Annotated in this window: 18 protein-coding genes; 10 read left to right on the top strand and 8 right to left on the bottom strand. The window is 68.0% G+C overall.

Features of this window, described 5'->3' with window-relative positions; genetic code table 11:
* Positions 1-10: 10 nt before the first annotated feature.
* The 5 genes from EAE28_RS07990 to EAE28_RS07970 all read right to left on the bottom strand — a co-directional run bounded on the left by EAE28_RS07990 (position 11) and on the right by EAE28_RS07970 (position 5287).
* A complete protein-coding gene (locus EAE28_RS07990) occupies positions 11-1378 on the bottom strand; it encodes a glutamine synthetase family protein (protein ID WP_127105294.1) in 1368 nt (455 codons plus the stop codon).
* 137 nt (positions 1379-1515) lie between these two features.
* Positions 1516-2553, bottom strand: coding sequence for a TRAP transporter substrate-binding protein DctP (gene dctP / locus EAE28_RS07985; protein ID WP_127105293.1), 1038 nt, complete (start codon positions 2551-2553; stop codon positions 1516-1518).
* A 54-nt stretch (positions 2554-2607) separates the two neighbouring features.
* Positions 2608-3936, bottom strand: a complete 1329-nt coding sequence (locus EAE28_RS07980; protein WP_127105292.1) for a TRAP transporter large permease — start codon at positions 3934-3936, stop codon at positions 2608-2610.
* Complete coding sequence (locus tag EAE28_RS07975; protein WP_127105291.1) at positions 3936-4442, bottom strand: TRAP transporter small permease subunit; 507 nt, start codon at positions 4440-4442, stop codon at positions 3936-3938. Before EAE28_RS07975 ends, EAE28_RS07980 begins: the two co-directional genes overlap by 1 nt.
* On the bottom strand, positions 4442-5287 hold the full coding sequence (locus EAE28_RS07970; protein WP_127105290.1) for an N-formylglutamate amidohydrolase: 846 nt from the start codon (positions 5285-5287) through the stop codon (positions 4442-4444). Before EAE28_RS07970 ends, EAE28_RS07975 begins: the two co-directional genes overlap by 1 nt.
* Before the next feature lie 140 nt (positions 5288-5427).
* Here EAE28_RS07970 and EAE28_RS07965 point away from each other — a divergent pair, with 140 nt between their 5' ends.
* Together EAE28_RS07965 and EAE28_RS07960 are read left to right on the top strand one after the other, a co-directional pair.
* Positions 5428-6321, top strand: a complete 894-nt coding sequence (locus EAE28_RS07965; protein WP_127105289.1) for a MurR/RpiR family transcriptional regulator — start codon at positions 5428-5430, stop codon at positions 6319-6321.
* On the top strand, positions 6287-7993 hold the full coding sequence (locus tag EAE28_RS07960; RefSeq protein WP_220443903.1) for a Na/Pi cotransporter family protein: 1707 nt from the start codon (positions 6287-6289) through the stop codon (positions 7991-7993). The genes EAE28_RS07965 and EAE28_RS07960 overlap by 35 nt, the downstream gene beginning before the upstream one ends.
* On the opposite strand, the gene EAE28_RS07955 is transcribed toward EAE28_RS07960, so the two are convergent.
* Positions 7987-8751 carry a prepilin peptidase gene (locus tag EAE28_RS07955; protein ID WP_127105287.1) on the bottom strand — a complete coding sequence of 255 codons (765 nt, stop codon included), beginning with the start codon at positions 8749-8751 and terminating at the stop codon, positions 7987-7989. The genes EAE28_RS07960 and EAE28_RS07955 overlap by 7 nt on opposite strands.
* A 99-nt stretch (positions 8752-8850) precedes the next feature.
* On the opposite strand from EAE28_RS07955, the gene gspG reads away from it, so the two are divergent.
* Genes gspG through EAE28_RS07915 form a run of 8 tightly spaced genes read left to right on the top strand, consistent with a single transcriptional unit; the run spans position 8851 to position 13651 of the window.
* Positions 8851-9327 carry a type II secretion system major pseudopilin GspG gene (gene gspG, locus EAE28_RS07950; RefSeq protein ID WP_127105286.1) on the top strand — a complete coding sequence of 159 codons (477 nt, stop codon included), beginning with the start codon at positions 8851-8853 and terminating at the stop codon, positions 9325-9327.
* On the top strand, positions 9296-9811 hold the full coding sequence (locus tag EAE28_RS07945; protein WP_220443902.1) for a type II secretion system protein: 516 nt from the start codon (positions 9296-9298) through the stop codon (positions 9809-9811). Before gspG ends, EAE28_RS07945 begins: the two co-directional genes overlap by 32 nt.
* On the top strand, positions 9796-10155 hold the full coding sequence (locus tag EAE28_RS23700) for a prepilin-type N-terminal cleavage/methylation domain-containing protein (protein WP_164736582.1): 360 nt from the start codon (positions 9796-9798) through the stop codon (positions 10153-10155). Before EAE28_RS07945 ends, EAE28_RS23700 begins: the two co-directional genes overlap by 16 nt.
* Positions 10155-10667, top strand: coding sequence for a PulJ/GspJ family protein (locus tag EAE28_RS07935; RefSeq protein WP_127105284.1), 513 nt, complete (start codon positions 10155-10157; stop codon positions 10665-10667). Before EAE28_RS23700 ends, EAE28_RS07935 begins: the two co-directional genes overlap by 1 nt.
* Positions 10664-11518 carry a type II secretion system minor pseudopilin gene (locus tag EAE28_RS07930; protein WP_127105283.1) on the top strand — a complete coding sequence of 285 codons (855 nt, stop codon included), beginning with the start codon at positions 10664-10666 and terminating at the stop codon, positions 11516-11518. The genes EAE28_RS07935 and EAE28_RS07930 overlap by 4 nt, the downstream gene beginning before the upstream one ends.
* A complete protein-coding gene (locus EAE28_RS07925; protein WP_127105282.1) occupies positions 11518-12681 on the top strand; it encodes a type II secretion system protein L in 1164 nt (387 codons plus the stop codon). The genes EAE28_RS07930 and EAE28_RS07925 overlap by 1 nt, the downstream gene beginning before the upstream one ends.
* Positions 12678-13175, top strand: a complete 498-nt coding sequence (gene gspM / locus EAE28_RS07920; RefSeq protein WP_127105281.1) for a type II secretion system protein GspM — start codon at positions 12678-12680, stop codon at positions 13173-13175. The genes EAE28_RS07925 and gspM overlap by 4 nt, the downstream gene beginning before the upstream one ends.
* Entirely contained in the window at positions 13172-13651 is a 480-nt protein-coding gene (locus tag EAE28_RS07915; protein WP_127105280.1) for a hypothetical protein, read from the top strand. Before gspM ends, EAE28_RS07915 begins: the two co-directional genes overlap by 4 nt.
* Here EAE28_RS07915 and EAE28_RS07910 read toward each other — a convergent pair.
* Positions 13641-14849 (bottom strand): type II secretion system F family protein, encoded by a 1209-nt coding sequence (locus EAE28_RS07910; RefSeq protein WP_127105279.1) that lies wholly within the window; start codon positions 14847-14849, stop codon positions 13641-13643. The genes EAE28_RS07915 and EAE28_RS07910 overlap by 11 nt on opposite strands.
* A complete protein-coding gene (locus EAE28_RS07905; protein ID WP_127105278.1) occupies positions 14846-16285 on the bottom strand; it encodes a GspE/PulE family protein in 1440 nt (479 codons plus the stop codon). The genes EAE28_RS07910 and EAE28_RS07905 overlap by 4 nt, the downstream gene beginning before the upstream one ends.
* Position 16286: the final 1 nt, after the last annotated feature.

Here is a 16286-nt window from a genome sequence, read left to right as displayed (position 1 = left end):
GCCAGTCGGGTTACGCCCGTTCCAGCCCGCGCTTGAGCTCCCAGTCGGTCACCACGCGGTCGGTTTCGGCGATCTCCCAGCGCGCGGCGTGCACATAATGCTCGACGACCTCGGCGCCAAGAGCCCCGCGCAACCAGTCCGAAGTTTCGGCAAGATCCGCCGCTTCGCGCAGCGTCTTGGGGATCTCGCGCACGTCCTTGGCATTGTACATATCGCCGCTCAGCGCCGGTTCCAGCTCGAGGTTCTGCTCGATCCCGTCCAGCCCCGCCGCCAGCAGCGCCGCGCAGGCGGTATAGGGGTTCAGATCCGCTCCGCCGATCCGGCATTCCACCCGCACGCCCTTGGTCTTCTCGCCGCAGACGCGGAAACCGGCGGTGCGGTTGTCGGGGGACCAGACGGCCTTGGTGGGGGCGAACAGGCCGACGGTGAAGCGCTTGTAGCTGTTCACATAGGGGGCCAGAAACAGCGTGATTTCGCGGGCATGGGCCAGCTGACCGGCCAGAAACTGCTTCATCAGCGCGGACATGCCATGGGCGTCGTCGGCGTCGGCAAAGGCCGCCGAGCCGTCCGCACCCCAGAGCGACTGGTGCACATGGCTGGAGCTGCCCGCTTTGTCGGTGTCATACTTGGCCATGAAGGTGACCGACTTGGCCTGAGCGTGGGCGATCTCCTTGGTGGCGGTCTTGATCAGGCTGTGCTGGTCGGCAACGGTCAGCGCGTCGCTGTAGCGCACATTGACCTCGGCCTGTCCGGCATCCGCCTCGCCCTTGGTGCATTCCACTTCGATGCCCGCATCATAAAGCCCGTTGCGCAGCGCGCGCATAAGCGGCTCTTCCTTGGACGTCTGGAAGATGTGGTAATCCTCGTTATAGCCGGAGATCGGCTGCAGATCGCGCGCGCCCTTGTCGCGCAGCTGATCATAGCTGTTCTCGAAGACATAGAATTCCAGCTCGGTCGCCATCATCGCGTCAAAGCCCATCGCTTTGGCGCGCTCGATCTGCCGCTTCAGGATAGCGCGCGGCGATTGCGGGACCTCCTTGTGCGTCGCGTGGTCGAGCAGATCGCACAGCACCAGCGCCGTGCCCTCAAGCCACGGCACCCGGCGCAGCGTCGCCAGATCCGGCTTCATGACATAGTCGCCATACCCCTGCGCCCAGCTGGCGGTGGCATAGCCGGGAACGGTGGTCATCTCCATGTCCACGGTCAGCAGGTAGTTGCAGCAATGCGTCTCTTCCCAGCCATGCTCAAGGAAATGCGCGGCGTGGAAGCGCTTGCCCATCAGGCGGCCCTGCATGTCCACGGCGGCGACCACCACCGTGTCAATCTCGCCCGCCTCGAAAGCCTTGGCCAGGGTCTCCAACGTCAGAAGTCCGCGCATCATGTCCTCATCTCGGCCAACCGGGGATCAGCCCCATTTTCTGTCTTCAAATATCCACGGGGGGTGTCCAGAGGGGGGAGCGTGCTCCCCCCTCTGGCGAGGGGGTCCGGGGGGCGAGCAGCCCCCCGGTTCCCGGCTTACGAATAGCGATACGGCCGCCCGGCGCGGTCCATCGCGGCGTTGTAGTCCTTGAAGATCTGCACCACCTGCGCCTTGACCTCGGACTCGGCACCGATCTCGTCCCAGAACGTCCGCGCGGCGGTTTCCACGCCTGCCCATTCCGCATCGGGGATCGAGGTCAGCTCCAGCTTGCCGCCTTCGGTCCGGTAGCGCGCCTCACCGGCCCAGTACCAGTGCTGGCGGTGGTAATGCGACTGCTCGAAGCAGGTCGCCAGCAGGTTCTGCAGATGCGGCGACAGCTCGTTCCAGCGCTCCATGTTCGAAAAGAAGTGACCGATCCACGCGCCCGAGATGTTGTTGGTCAGGAAGTAATTCGCAGCATCCGCCCAGCCGACGGTATAGGCCTCGGTCGCGCCGCACCAGGCGACACCGTCGATCTCGCCGGTTTGCAGCGCGATCTGCACGTCCTCATAGGGCACGTTGACCGGCACCACGTCATACTGGCTCAGGAAGCGCCCGGCGGTCGGGAAGGTGAACACGCGCTTGCCCGCCAGATCGGCCAGCGAGGTGATCGGGTCGTTGGTGATGAAGTGGCATGGATCCCACGACCCGGCCGAGATATGCTTGACGCCGACCTTCTCGTATTCGCTTTCCCAGATCGCTTTCAGGCCCCAGTTGTTGAACAGCGCGGGCACGTCCAGCGAATAGCGGCTGGCAAAGGGGAAATAGCCGCCGAACACCGTCACTTCGGTCGGCGAGGCCATGCTGTCATCGTCCGACTGCACGCAATCAATCGTGCCGCGCTGCATCGCCTGAAACAGCTCGCCCGTCGGCACCAGCTGGTCGGCGTAATAGAGGTCGATCTGCATTTCGTCGCCGGCAAGGCTGTTGAACATATCAACCGCCGGTTTCACCACAAACTCGCCCAGCGCCGAACCGGCATAGGTCTGCATGCGCCAACGGATCGTCGATTGCGCCTGAACGGCAGGAGCGGCCAGTGCCGCAGCGCCGCCCAGGGCGCTGGTGGTCAAGAACTTCCGTCTGGTCGTCGTCATGGTCATATCTCCATTCTGTTGGACTTGGGGTGGGGGCCTTGAGGCCTCTTGGTATCAGCGGGCATACAGGGTCTGCGGCAGCCACAGCGCGATCTGCGGGAAGGCCATGATCAGCGCCAGCCCGAGGATCATCACCGCAACAAACGGCACAATCGAGCGGTAAATATCGGCCAGCGACACATCGTTGGGGGCCATGGCGCGCATCAGGAACAGGTTATAGCCGAAGGGCGGCGTCATATAGGCGATCTGGCAGGTGATCGTGTAAAGCACACCGTACCACACCAGATCGAATTCCAGCATCCGCACGATGGGCACATAGAGCGGGGCGACGATGACCAGCATCGCCGTGTCATCCAGAAACGTGCCCATGATGATGAAGCTGAGCTGCATCAGGATCAGCACTTCCCAGCGGTTCAGGCCCAGATCGGTCAGGAACAGCTCGCGCACGAAATCCACCGCGCGCAGCCCGTCGAAGATCGCGCCAAAGGCCAGCGCTGCCAGAATGATCCACAGGAACATGCAGCTGATCGACAGGGTTTGCAGCATGCAGGTCTCGAACACCTTGCGGTTCATCCGGCCCTTGAGCACCGACGCCATGAAGGCCGCCAGCGCCCCGATGACCGAGCTTTCCACCAGCCGCGTGTAGCCCAGCACAAAGGGCACCATCATGACAAAGAAGATGCCCAGCGGCAGCGCGCCCGCCATCACCAGGCGGTATTTCTCGGCTTTGGTGATGCTGGCGCGTTCTTCTTCACTCAGCGCCGGACCCAGCGCCGGATTGATCCGGCAGCGGATCCAGATATAGGCGATGAACAGCCCCGCCATCAGCAGCCCCGGCAGAATGCCCGCCAGCCACAGCTGCGCCACCGGCTGCCGCGCGATCATCGCATAAAGCACCATCACGACCGAGGGCGGGATGAGGATGCCAAGGGATGAGCCCGCCTGGATCACCCCGGTGACCATGCGTTTGTCGTATCGTCGTTTGAGCAGTTCCGGCAGCGCAATCGTTGCGCCGATTGCCATGCCCGCGACCGACAGCCCGTTCATCGCCGAGATCAGAACCATCAGCACGATCGTGCCAATCGCCAGCCCGCCCGGCACCGGGCCGAACCAGACGTGGAACATCCGGTACAGGTCATCGGCCAGACGGCTTTCCGACAGCACATAGCCCATGAAAATGAACATCGGCAGCGTGATCAGCGGAAACCAGTTCATCAGCTTGAAGGCTTGGGCAAAGGCGATGTCATGCCCGCCCCGGTCACCCCACAGGAACAGCGCCGCGACCACGGCGACAAAGCCGATCACGCCGAACATGCGCTGACCGGTGAGCATCAGCATCAACAGCGTGCCGAACATCAGCGCGGCGATTAATTCCGTGGGCATCAGATCTCCTTGCCGCGCAGGCGCGCGATGTCACGGATCAGGAAGGCGGTGCATTGCAGCAGCATCATCAGGATGCCCAACACCATGATGATCTTGATCGGCGCCATATAGGGCCGCCACAAGCCGCGCCGCCGTTCGCCGTATTCCAGCGCGTATTGCAGGCTTTCCCAGCCGCCCCAGAGCAGGACGCCCAGATAGAACAGCAGCGTGCCGATGGTCAGCACATCGACCAGCGCGCGGGTCTTGTCGGACCAGCGCGAATAGAGCAGGTCCATGCGCACGGCGGACCCGAGCTGCAGCGCATAGGCCCCGCCGATCATGAAATAGCCCATCAGGATGAACTGGGCCATTTCGTCGGTCCAGATCGGTGGCGAGCCTGCGGCGCGGGCCACGGCGCCCCACAGCAAGACACCCATCAGCGCCAGCAGCGAATACATCGCCACGCGGCCCAGCAGCCAGTTGAACCGCTCAACCCAGCGCACGTAAGCGACGAAAATGCCGGGCATCACACCGCCCCCGTTTCGCGCAGCGCCGTTGCCAGCACCGGGGCCAGACGCTCGGCCATGGCGTCCTGCGCGGGGGCGTCGGTGATCAGGTCGTTGCGGATTTCCAGCATGGTGTTGGACAGGCGCATCGGCACGGCATGCAGGCGGATGGTGTGGGTGACGTCTCCGGCGGCGGAATAGGGCTCGTTCAGGCGGGTATCCAGACCGCAATCCTTGGCCGCCAGCATCACCGCCATGGTCAGCGTGGTGTCGTCGTCATGGATCACGCCGAATTCGACGTCGCGGGTCTGGCCGAAATAGACCGGCGTGAAGGAATGCACCGCGATCAGCGCCGGGCGGCGGCCGCGCGCGACCAGTTGCGCGATCTCGGACGCCACCGTGGCATGGAAAGGCTGGCAGATCGCCTGCGTGCGCGCCACGCGGTCGGCGGCGGTCAGGTTCTGGTTGCCGGGCACCAGATGCAGCTCGGATTTCGGCGGCATCGCGGCCAGATGATCGGGCGCGCGGTTCAGGTCATAGGCCAGCCGCGACAGCGGCGCATGCACCAGCACCGCGCCCCCTGCCACCCGTGCCAGCCTCGCTGCCAGCCCCCGCGCCAGCCCCAGCGCGCCGATGTCATAGGCGGCATGCGAGGCGCGGGTGTCGGCATCCAGCCCCAGATCGCCGCCCAGTTCGGGGTAATCCTCGGGCAGCGTGTTCGAGGCGTGTTCGCAGATCAGCACCACTCCGGCCGGGGTTTCCCCCTTGCCCGGCGTGCCATCGGCGCGCCAATGCTCGACCACCCCGTCGAAACGCGGTAGGGACAAGGCTTGGCTGTTGGCGGCGCGCTGGGCGGGCTGAGACATCGACGAAATCTCCGGTCGCGAATGGCTCAAGCCTCGGCCATCGGCCCCGAATATGTCAAGTTCTTTTCGGGTGTGGAATTTCTGTTACAAATCGAACAAACGGCGCTAGGCTGTTTTCTGTGCATAGTAGTGGCAAGACGATGAGCGACGCACCAACCCCTGAGTCCCCGGACACCCCCGAAGCCCGCCTGCGCGCAGCGATGCCCGATCTGACGCGGGCCGAACGGCAATTGGCCGCGCATATGCTGGGCAATTATCCGGTGGCCGTGCTGGGGTCGGTGGCCTCGGTGGCGCGGGGTGCGGGTGTGTCGGGGCCGACCGTGGTGCGGCTGGTGCAGAAGCTGGGCTATACCGGCTATCCCGATTTTCAGGCGCAACTGCGCGAGGAAGTTGGCGAAAAGCTCGCCTCGCCCATCGCCAAGCGCGAGAAATGGGCGCGGGCCGAGAATGCTGATCCTGACCATGTGCTCGATGCTTTCGCGGCCAAGGTGATCGAGAACCTCAGCGCCACGCTGGGCCAGATCGACCATGCGGGCTTTGACGCAGTGACCGAGTTGCTCGCCGATCCTGCGCGGCGGATTTCCATGCTGGGCGGGCGGCTGACCCATCCGGTCGCCGAATATTTCGCCACCACGCTGCGCGTCACGCGCGGTGAGGTGACGCTGTGGTCCAACCTGCCCAACTCATGGCCGCCCGCGCTGCTGGACATGCGCGAGGGTGACGTGCTGGTCGCCTTCGACATCCGCCGCTATGAGACCAGCGTGCTGCACATCGTCGAAATGGCGCGGGCGCAGGGGGCGGTCGTGGTGCTGATCACCGACCGCTGGGTGTCGCCGGCGGCGGCGCATGCCCAGCATATCCTGCCCTGCCACATTGAAGCGCCCAGTGCCTGGGATTCGATCACCTCGCTGGTCATGCTGACCGAGGCCTTGCTGGCCGGCGTGCAGAACCGCAGTTGGGACAAGACCTCGGAACGGCTGCAGCGTATGGAATCGCTGTATGCCCGCGCTCAATTGTTCCGGCGGGCGCGGTGAGGGGCGGGCGATGCATCCGATTCTGATCATCATCAATCTGGCGGCGGCGGTGATGCTGCTGCTCTACGCCGTGCGCATGGTGCGCACCGGGATCGAGCGCGCGCATGGCGCGGCGCTGCGCGACCGGCTGCAAGGGGCGGCGGGCAGTCGCATCGGTGCGGCAGCGGCGGGGGGCGTGCTGGCGATGCTGCTGCAGAGCGCGACGGCGGTGGGTGTGTTGGCGGCGGGCTTTGCGGCCAGCGGTGTGATCGGCGTGGCGACGGGGCTGGCGGCGCTCTTGGGCGCGGATCTGGGCTCGGCGCTGGTGGTGCGGTTGCTGGCGCTGGATCTGAAAGCGCTGGTGCCGATCCTGATCCTGACCGGTTGCGTGCTGTTCCTGAAAATCGAGATCCGCCGTGCCAAGCAATATGGTCGGATCATTCTGGGCGTCGGCTTTGTGCTGTTGTCGCTGCAAATGATCAGTCAGGCGACCGAACCGCTGCGCGATTCCGCCGCTCTGCCGGTGGCGATGGAATATCTGGGCCGCGACCCGCTGACCGCCTTTGTGCTGGCGATGCTGCTGGCCTGGGCCGTGCATTCCTCGGTCGCGATGGTGCTCTTGCTCGCCGCTTTGGCGCAGAGCGGTGCGTTGCCGATGGCAGCGGCGCTGCCGATGCTGCTGGGCGCGAACACCGGCGGCGCGCTGATCGCCGTGTGGCTGACGCGCGGGATGGTGCCGGTCGCGCGGCGTATCCCCTTGGGCAACCTGCTGCTGCGCGGCGCGGCGGCGCTGGCGCTGTTGGCAGGTGTTGCCGTGACAGGCGCAGAGCTGCCGGTCTGGCTGGGTCAGGGCGAAGCGGTGCGCATCGTCAACGGCCATCTGCTGTTCAACGCCGTGGTTGTCGTCTTCGCCCTACCGCTGATCGCCCCGGCGATCAAGCTGGCCGCGCTCTTCGCGCCGGTCTTGCCTGAACCGATCCAGCCCGGCCAGCGCCGCAAATCCGCGCTGGACCGCGCGACGCTGGCGCTACCGCAGCTGGCGCTGGCCTCGGCCAAGCGGGAACTGTTGCTGATGGGGGCCGCGCTTGAGGAAATGCTGCGCCCCGCGCCCGAGATGTTAAGCACCCCGACGCCCGAGATCATCGCCACGGCGACGATGCTGGACGACGAGATGAACCGCCGCCACGCCGACATCAAACTGTTCCTTGCCGCGCTCGGTGAGGGCGGTCTTGACCCCACAGAGGCACGCGAGTCGCTGCAACTGACCGGGCTTGCGATCAATCTGGAGCACGCGGGCGATATCGTCGCCAAGACCCTCGCCCCGCTGGCGCAGAAAAAGGCGGCGAGCGGGCGGCGGTTCTCGCAGGTCGGCAAGGAAGAGCTGCTGGCGATGCACGCACGGGTGATGGTGAATCTGCAACTGGCGATGAACGTGTTAATCTCGGGCGATCCCGACGCGGCGCGACGGCTGATGCGCGAGAAGGAAGTGATGCGGGCGCTGGAACGCGACAGCCATCAGGCGCATCTGGCGCGGTTGAGCGCGGGCAACCCCGAGAGCCTTGCCACCAGCCACTGGCATCTTGAGGCGCTGCGCGCGCTCAAAGAGATCAACTCGCTGCTGGTGTCCGTGGCCGTGCCGATCCTTGAGGAACGCGGCGAAGTGCTGCGCTCGCGCTTGGCGCCCGGTCAGTAGGCGCTGGGCAGCACCGCCACCAGCGCGCCCGCCAGCGCCAAAGCCGCGCCGAACGGAAGGCGCCCCAATCGCCGCAGGCTGCGCCCTTTGCTGCGCGCGCGCAGCAGGGCCAGCGTCAGGGCGGTTCCGGCGGCGAAGAGCACGACCAGCGGCAGGCGCACCGGTCCCAGTGCGAGTCCAAGGGCGGCCATCAGCAGCACGTCGCCCAGCCCCATCCCCTCGCGCCCCGTGCGCCACGCGTAAAGCATGCGGACCAGCCAGAATGCCCCGCCCCCCAACGCGGCCCCCCACAGCGCGGTGGTCAGCCGCTCGCTGAGGTCGGGCCAGCCGGTGCCATCCCCGACCAGCGCCAGCGCCAGCCCCAGGGCGGCGGTCAGCGCCATCAACGGCTCGGGCAGGCGAAAGCGGCGCAGATCGGCCAGCGCCAACGCCAGCAGCGACCACATCCACGCGGCCAGCAGCAGCGCGCGCGCCGGGTCCGGCGCGGCCCATGCTGCCGCCGCTCCCATCACCAGCCCGGTGATCTCGGCCTGCCACAGCACCGGCGGGATGCGCGCATTGCAGTGCCCGCAGCGCCCGCGCAACAGCGGATAGGACAGCAGCGGCACCAGATCCCGCGCCCGCAGCGTCGCGTTGCACGACACGCAGCGCGAGCGGGCCAGCGCGAGCGGCTCACCCCGCAACAGCCGCTCGGCGGCCAGCGCCGCGAACGAGCCCATCGCCGCGCCCAGCAGGGCCAAAAGGACCATGATGCTCATGCCACGTTTCCAACGCCTTGGGGGCGGCGACGCGGTTGTGATGCGCGCGACGCGGGGCTAGTCTGCGGCGAAGTACGTGTAAGCAGGCAGGGGTTGGGCATGGCGACGGACGCTATCAAGGGGCGGGGCAAGGTCAAGAACCGAAAGGCGTTGCGCCGCGATGCCGGTCTGACGTTGATTGAATTGATGGTTGTCGTGGTCATTCTGGCCCTGCTGGCCGTGGTCATCGTGCCGCGTGTCATCGACCGCCCGGATCAGGCCCGCGCCGCACGCGCGCAGGCCGATATCGCGGCGATTACCTCGGCGCTGAACCTCTACCGGCTGGATTCGGGCAGCTATCCGACCTCGGATCAGGGTCTCGCCGCGCTGGTGACCCGCCCGACCTCGGCCCCGGTGCCGGCGAACTGGTCGGACGGCGGTTATCTTGAGCGGGTGCCGGATGATCCGTGGGGTCGCGAGTATCTCTACCTTTCGCCCGGTGTTCACGGGCCCTTTGACATCGTCAGCTATGGCGCCGACGGGCGCAGCGGAGGCAGTGGCGCCGATGCGGATCTCACCAGCTGGCAGGGCGAATAGACGGCGTCGGTCAGCGTCAGGCTTCACGCTGATCGAGCTGCTGGTCGTCATCACCATCATCGCCATTCTTGCCGTCGGCACCGGGCTGAGTGCCGGTGGCGTCTTCGCGCGTCCCTCGGGCGTGTCGGATGCCGCGCGCTTGGAGCAGGGGATCGAGCGGGCGCGTGATGCGGCATTGCTGGGACGGACGGTGACGGGGATCTATCCGCGCGCCGACGGCTGGGTGCTGGCCAAGCTGGACAGCGCGGGCACATGGGAGAGGATCGGCGCGCCGCTGGTGCTGCGCGGAGCCGCGCTGAGCTGGCAGGTCGGCGGGCAGCCCTACATGCCCGGCCTCAACGCGCCACGCGCGCAGGATGCGCCGCCGATCCGCTTTGCCTCGGACGGGCGGAGTACGCCCTTCGCGATGAGCGTGCTTGGCTCGGCAACCCGCCGCTCCTGCTCCGCCCCGAACGGAGAGGCGCTCCAATGCGACGCGCCGTAAAGGGGTTCACGCTGATCGAACTGGCGGTGGCCGTGGCGATCCTCGCCATCGGGACGGTCGCGGCCTATCGCAGCTTTGACAGCGCGCAGCGGGGGATCGGTGGGCAGCTGGACCGTGCCTTTGCCACCGAAGTGGCGCTGAACCGGGCGGCGATGGTGCGGCTGCCGGGCGGCACGGCGGCGCAGGACTTGCCCCTGCGTGAAACGATGGGCAGCATCGTGTGGGACGTGGACCAGCAGGTCGCCAACACCAGCGCCGGGCTGATGGAGGTGACGATCGTGGTCAGTGCCGACGGCCGCCCCGGCGCGCGCTATGTCGTCGCCGTGCCCCGGCAGGCGCGCTGATGCGGCGCGGCTTCACCCTGATCGAGCTGCTGGTGGCGATGGCGATTCTGGCCGTCGTGTCGATCATGGGCGTACAGGCGCTGAGCGGCGTGTTCTTTCAGCGCGAGATCCTGACGCGGACGGATGTGCAGGCGGTTGCGGTGATCCGCACGCTGTCACTGCTGCGGCAGGATTTCGAGGCGGTGGTGCCACTTCCCGCAACACTGGAGGAAACGGAGCTCGGGCTGGCGCTGGGGGACAACCGCATCACGCTGGCGCGTGGCGGGCTGGCCGAGGTGCCAGGGGACGGGGCGCTTGCCGTGGCGGTGGTCGAGTGGCGCGTCGAGGGCGGCGCTTTGGTCCGGGGCGAGCAGGGCGGTCCGGCGCGGCAGATGCTGGAGGGTGTGCGTGGGCTCAGTGTGGTGCAGATCGGGCGCGAGGATGGCGACGAGAGCACCGGCCTGCCCCCCGGCCTGCGCGTGACCATCGAAACCGATCGCTGGGGCGCGCTGGACGTGGTGGTGGTGCGATGAGGAAACACCCGCGCGGCATGGCGCTGATTCAGGCGTTGCTGATCGTCGCCGCCATCGCTGCCGTCGCGACCGCGCTGATGCTTCGCGCCGAGCGGGCACGCGAGCGGCTGGACTGGCGGCAGGGGGCCGAGCAGGCAACGCTCTATATCGGCAGCGCGGTTTCGCTGCTGCGCACCCGCTTGCCCGACGGTCCGGTCAACCGCCGTCAGGACTGGGCGCGACCGCGCGACGGGATCGAGATTGATCGCGGGTTCTTGGCGTGGGAGATCACCGATCTTTCAGGCCGCTTTAACCTTAATCTGCTAAAGGCCGACGAGGACGGGCGCTGGCACGCCGCATTTCGGCTTCTGGCCGAGGGGCAGGGCCTGTCCGACGATGCGGTCACTGACATTCTGGCCGAAATCGACAGCCGCGAGGATGCTGAGCCGATTTCCGCACCGCTGTTTCTGCGCGGCGTTGTGGGCGACGCGCGCGATGACTGGGACGCGTTGCTGCCCTTCCTCACCGCCTTGCCGCGCGCGACGGCGCTGAACATCAACACGATGTCCGACGCGGTGTTCGCCGCGCTGACCCCCGATCTGCCCGGCCTGACCCGTGACGCGATCCTGCGGCAGGTTCAGCGCGAACCGGCTGACGAGATCGCGACGCTGAACACATGGATCGCGCAACGGTTCGGAGACGAGGTCGCCGCCGCCTTCGAGACGTTGCCGCTGGGGACGACCTCGCGCTACTTCGAGGCGCGTATCGAGGCGCGGCTTGACACCCTTGCCCTGCGCCGGTCTGTTGTGATTGACACGGGCGGGCCTGAGGGTGACAGCGCCGTGTTGATGTCGTTGCCCGAGTTGCCCTGATGCCCCCTGTCGCCCCCTCCCGCCGCCGCCGAGCCGCCCCGCCCGCGACCTGGCGTCTGGGCGAGGATGCGCCGCCTTCCGGGCCGTTCATCGCTTTGGTGCCCGGTGCCGATGCGCCCCTGATCGCGCTGAGCCTGCCCCCTGCACTGAAGGGCGCCGCCCGCGAGGATGTCGCGCGGCGGCAGGCGCAGGACCGGCTGGGTGCTGGGCTTGAGGTCCGTCCGGCGCGGCTGGCCGGGGCCGATGACTGGACCCGCGTTGCGGTGGCCGAGCGTGCGGCGGTGCTGCGCTGGCGGGCGGCGCTGGGCTCTGCCGCGCCGCGGTGCCGGGGGCTGGTGCCCGATTACTTTGCCCTGCCCACCGCGCCGGGATTGTGGTGCGTGCAGGCGGACCGCGACGGCGTGACGGCCCGGATGGGGGTCGGCGACGGGTTCAGCGCCGAGCATCCGCTGGCGCTGCGCATGCTGACCTTGGCACTGTCCGAGGCCCGCGCGACCGGCGCGGCTCCCGGCGCGGTGTTGCTGACGGGCGAGGCGGGCTCGGCCTATGCCGCGCTGTTCGAGGGGGTGACGCTGGCGCGCGCGGCAGGGGATCTGCCGGCTGCGATGACGCCGGTTGTGCTGGAACATGGCGAAGATGCCGTCGATTTCGCCCGCGATCCCCGCGCCGATGCCGTGGGGGTCGAGGCCCGTCTGCGCCGGTTGATGTGGCCTGCGGTCCTGGTGTTGCTGGGCGCTTTGGGCTGGGCCGGGGCGCAAGCGCTGGCGATCCGCAATGACCGCGCGCTGGCCGTGGCCGTGCAGGCCGAAACGCTGGCCGCTGTGCGCCGGGATGTGCTGCCCTCGGGGCCGATCCTTGACCTGCAGGTGCAGGTCACGCGCGAGATCGAGCGCCGCCGCGCCGCTACGGCTCCCGTCGCAGCACCCACCGGCCCGCTGGACCTGCTGCGCGCCGCCGCGCCGGTTTTGGCCGGGGTCGAGGTGCAGTCGGTCTCGCTGGGCATCGACGGGTTGAGCGCCGCGCTGCGCGTCCCCGATTTCCGCGCGCTCGACGCGCTGGCGGGCGCGCTGGCCGAGGTCGGTGTGACAGCGCGCACCACCCGTTCGGGCATCGACCCCGATGGCGGCGTCGCCGCGACCCTGTCGCTGGAGGCCGCCCCATGATCGCCGCGCTTGCCCGTCTGCTGGCCGGACGCAGCCCGCGCGAGCGGCTGTTGCTGGCGCTGCTGGCGCTGGGTGCGCTGCCGGTGGCCTTTGTCGCGCTGGTCGCCCTGCCGCTGATGGACGCCCGCACCGCAGCCCGCGCGGATCTGGCCGCCGCGCAGGCGGTGCGCGACTGGTACGCCGCGCGTCAGCTGGACATTGCCGCGCTGCCGCGCCCCGGCACCGCGACCCAGACAGAGCGCCCCGCACCCGTGGGCCTTGGCGGGATCGAGCTGCGCCTGATCGACGCCGGGCTGCGCGATGCCGTGACCCTGCTCGCCAACGGTCCCAACGGGCGCGTCGCGCTGACGCTGGCCGAGGTGCCGTTTGGCGATCTCATGGGCTGGCTGGACGGGATCGAGGATGGCGCGGGCTACCGCATCAACGCGCTGCAGGTGGAACGATCCGCGCCCGGCGAGGTTGATGCAGAGCTGCAACTGGAGCCGCTGCGATGATCCGTTGGTTTGCCATCTTCCTCGGCCTCTGGCTGGGCCTGTGCGTCGCGGTGCTGTTTGGCGGCACGCTGGCGCATCTGCGGATGACCGGGCTGAGCCTGCCTGCGTGGGTTGATGGGGTCGCGGATGATGCCCATTTCACCGAAGGCCGTGGCACGCTGAACGGGGCCGCGCTGCACTGGCGGTTGAGCGGGTGGAGCGGGTTTGACGTCACGCTGACCGGCCCCGACTGGCAGGCGCAGGGGCGGGCCGAGCCGGAAGGGACAGCCGTGCGCATCTCACAGATCACCGGGATCGTGCCGCTGAGCTTTCTGGACGCAGGCGCGGGGGATCTGGCGCTTGAGGGCGGCGAGATGCTGGTCGGGCTGGACGGCACGCTGCGCGAAGGCCAGCTTGAAGGGCAGGCGCGGGGCAGTGATCCTGCCGGAGCCGTGACCGTGATCTGGGAGGATGGCTGGCGGCTGGCTAGCCGGTAACCAGCGCCTGCATGTCAAAGATCGGCAACAGGATGGCCAGCACGATGGTCAGCACCATGCCGCCGACAATCACCATCGACAGGGGTTCGATGATCACCGAGACGCGCTTGCGTTCGGTTCTGAGCCAGCTTTCCGCCAGCACCGCCGCGCGTTCGGTCATCGGCCCCAGCCGGGCCGAGGCTTCGCCCGCCTGCACCAGTTGCCGAGCCACGGGGTTGAGGAACGGCAGGCGGGCCAGTGCCTGTGACAGGCTCTCGCCGCGCTTGAGCGCCTCGCCCGCTTCCTCGGCCACCGAGCGGTAGCGGCTGATGTCCAGCACCCCGGCCGAAAAGCGCAGGGCCTCGGTCAAGGGCAGGCGTGAGTTGATCACCACCGCCAGCGTGCGGAGATACTGCGCCGCTGACGCCATGCGCAGGAAGCGTCCGATCAGCGGCGTGCGCAGCAGCAGGGTGTCGCGGCGGTCGCGCAGGCTGGGGGTGCGGTTGACGGTGATGATCGCCGCAATGACCAGCCCCAGCAGCGCCAGCAGCGCCAGCCAGTGATCGCGGATGAAATCGACGATGCCCATCACGGTGACGGTCAAGGGCGGTAGCGGGCGGCCTGAATCCTCGAACATGGCGATGATCTCGGGCGCGACGGTGGTCATCAGGATCGCGCAGACAACGATGGCAACGATCGTGACAAACGCCGGATACACCAACGCCGAGGTGATCGCGGCGCGGTCGCCGGCGCTGGTTTCCAGATGCTCGGCCAGCGTGTTGAAGACCACGGCCAGATCGCCCGACTGCTCGCCCGCGCGCACCGCCGCCGCGTACCACGCGGGCAGCGCGCCCCCGGCGCGGGTCAGCGCATCGGCCATCGAGTCGCCTTGCAGCAACCCCGCGCGGGCCTCGGCCGCCAGACGTTCGATCCGCGCCGCCCCGGCAGCGCCCTGCACGGCCTCAAGCGCGGCGTCAGCCGACAGGCCCGCGCCCAGCAGGACGGCCATCTGGCGGGTGAACACGCTGAGCAGATCGCGGTCGATGCGGCGCTCGCGTTTGCGGGCCTTGGCGGGGGCGCCCGCCTGCGCTTCCAGCGTCGAGGGCATCAAGCCCAGCTCGGCCACGCGCAGCGAGGCGTCGCTTTCATCCTCGGCCACCACCACGCCGCGCTTGCGTTTGCCGTCCGGCGTATAGGCGGTATAGGCGAAGGTTTTCACGGGGATTCACCCAGTACGCGGCGCACCTCGGCCAGCGAGGTTGCGCCCTCGGCAACCAACATCAGCGCCGAGGCCATCAGTGTGGGGCGCGGCCCGGCAGCCTCGCGCAGGGTGACTTCCGAGGCGTCGCTGTCAATCGCGGCGCGCAAGGTTTCGTCTATTTCGAGAATATCAAAAATACCGACACGGCCGGTGAAGCCGGTCTCATCGCATTTTTCACACCCCGCCGCGTGGCCGATCATCTCAGGCAATGGCACGCCATGGGCGGCGAACTGCGCCGCCTCCTCCGCCGTGGGCGCGGCCTTGCGCGCGCAATCCGGGCACAGCCGACGCACCAGCCGCTGCGCCACGACGCCGCGCAGGGTGGCGGCGATCAGATAGCCCTCAACGCCCAACTCGCGCAGGCGCACCACGGCGGCCAAAGCGGTGTTGGCGTGCAGGGACGAGAACACCAGATGCCCGGTCAGCGCCGCTTCGCTGGCGGTTTGCGCGGTCTCGGTATCGCGGATCTCGCCCACCAGGATTACATCGGGGTCTTGCCGCAGGATCGAGCGCAACCCGCGCGCGAAGGTCAGCCCGATCTCGGGGTTCACCGGGGTCTGGCTGATGCCGGGAAGATCGTATTCAACCGGATCTTCCACGGTCAGGATCGTGCGCTCGCGCCGGTCGGCCAGCCGCAGCAGGGAATAAAGCGTGGTCGTCTTGCCCGAGCCGGTCGGCCCCGTCGCCAGAATTATGCCGTTGGGCAGGGCGGCCAGCCGGTTCAGCCGCTCGGCGTTGAGCGACGACAGGCCCAGCCGGTCCAGCGCCATCAGCCCGCCCGAGCGGTCCAGCAGACGCATCACCACCCGCTCGCCATGATGGCCGGGCAGGGTGGACAGACGCACGTCGATGGCCCGCCCGCCCAGACGCAGCGCAATGCGCCCGTCCTGCGGCAGGCGCGTTTCGGCGATGTCCAGACCGGCCATGACCTTGAGCCGCGAGACCACGCGCTTGGCGGGCACGTCGCGGCGGTCGAAGACCGATTGCATGGTGCCGTCGATGCGCATGCGGGCGCGCAACCCGTCCTCATGCGGTTCCAGATGAAGGTCCGACGCCGAGCCGCGCACGGCCTGCCGCAGCATCTGGTTGACCAGCCGGATCACCGGCGCGTCTTCGGGATCTTCCAGAATGTCGCGCGAGGTGCCGCGTTGGGGCGAATCCTCGAGGTCAAAGGCAACCTCGCCGCCCTCATCGCTGCCAGTGTCATAGAGGCGCGACAGCCGCGACAGGAACCCTTCACCATCGTGCGTTTCAGGCTCGACCGCCTGACCCGCCGCGCGCCGGGCGGCGCGCAAGCCGTTCATCGTGACCTCGGGCCCGGTGAGCAGCGTGGCCTCGTCCAGCGCGACCTGATTGTCGCGGGCAAAGGCGAAGGGCAGGCGCGCGCCGCTCATC

It is taken from the genome of Pararhodobacter zhoushanensis, from assembly GCF_003990445.1.
Lineage (GTDB): Bacteria > Pseudomonadota > Alphaproteobacteria > Rhodobacterales > Rhodobacteraceae > Pararhodobacter > Pararhodobacter zhoushanensis.
The sequence above is the reverse complement of the archived record's forward strand: the minus strand, read 5'-3'. Positions and strand labels throughout refer to the sequence as shown.

Coding starts and splice junctions, on each gene's coding strand:
- EAE28_RS07990 (WP_127105294.1), bottom strand. CDS start 1,378: ATGCGCGGACTTCTGACGTTGGAGACCCTGGCCAAGGCTTTCGAGGCG.
- dctP (WP_127105293.1), bottom strand. CDS start 2,553: ATGACGACGACCAGACGGAAGTTCTTGACCACCAGCGCCCTGGGCGGC.
- EAE28_RS07980 (WP_127105292.1), bottom strand. CDS start 3,936: ATGCCCACGGAATTAATCGCCGCGCTGATGTTCGGCACGCTGTTGATG.
- EAE28_RS07975 (WP_127105291.1), bottom strand. CDS start 4,442: ATGCCCGGCATTTTCGTCGCTTACGTGCGCTGGGTTGAGCGGTTCAAC.
- EAE28_RS07970 (WP_127105290.1), bottom strand. CDS start 5,287: ATGTCTCAGCCCGCCCAGCGCGCCGCCAACAGCCAAGCCTTGTCCCTA.
- EAE28_RS07965 (WP_127105289.1), top strand. CDS start 5,428: ATGAGCGACGCACCAACCCCTGAGTCCCCGGACACCCCCGAAGCCCGC.
- EAE28_RS07960 (WP_220443903.1), top strand. CDS start 6,287: ATGCCCGCGCTCAATTGTTCCGGCGGGCGCGGTGAGGGGCGGGCGATG.
- EAE28_RS07955 (WP_127105287.1), bottom strand. CDS start 8,751: ATGAGCATCATGGTCCTTTTGGCCCTGCTGGGCGCGGCGATGGGCTCG.
- gspG (WP_127105286.1), top strand. CDS start 8,851: ATGGCGACGGACGCTATCAAGGGGCGGGGCAAGGTCAAGAACCGAAAG.
- EAE28_RS07945 (WP_220443902.1), top strand. CDS start 9,296: ATGCGGATCTCACCAGCTGGCAGGGCGAATAGACGGCGTCGGTCAGCG.
- EAE28_RS23700 (WP_164736582.1), top strand. CDS start 9,796: ATGCGACGCGCCGTAAAGGGGTTCACGCTGATCGAACTGGCGGTGGCC.
- EAE28_RS07935 (WP_127105284.1), top strand. CDS start 10,155: ATGCGGCGCGGCTTCACCCTGATCGAGCTGCTGGTGGCGATGGCGATT.
- EAE28_RS07930 (WP_127105283.1), top strand. CDS start 10,664: ATGAGGAAACACCCGCGCGGCATGGCGCTGATTCAGGCGTTGCTGATC.
- EAE28_RS07925 (WP_127105282.1), top strand. CDS start 11,518: ATGCCCCCTGTCGCCCCCTCCCGCCGCCGCCGAGCCGCCCCGCCCGCG.
- gspM (WP_127105281.1), top strand. CDS start 12,678: ATGATCGCCGCGCTTGCCCGTCTGCTGGCCGGACGCAGCCCGCGCGAG.
- EAE28_RS07915 (WP_127105280.1), top strand. CDS start 13,172: ATGATCCGTTGGTTTGCCATCTTCCTCGGCCTCTGGCTGGGCCTGTGC.
- EAE28_RS07905 (WP_127105278.1), bottom strand. CDS start 16,285: ATGAGCGGCGCGCGCCTGCCCTTCGCCTTTGCCCGCGACAATCAGGTC.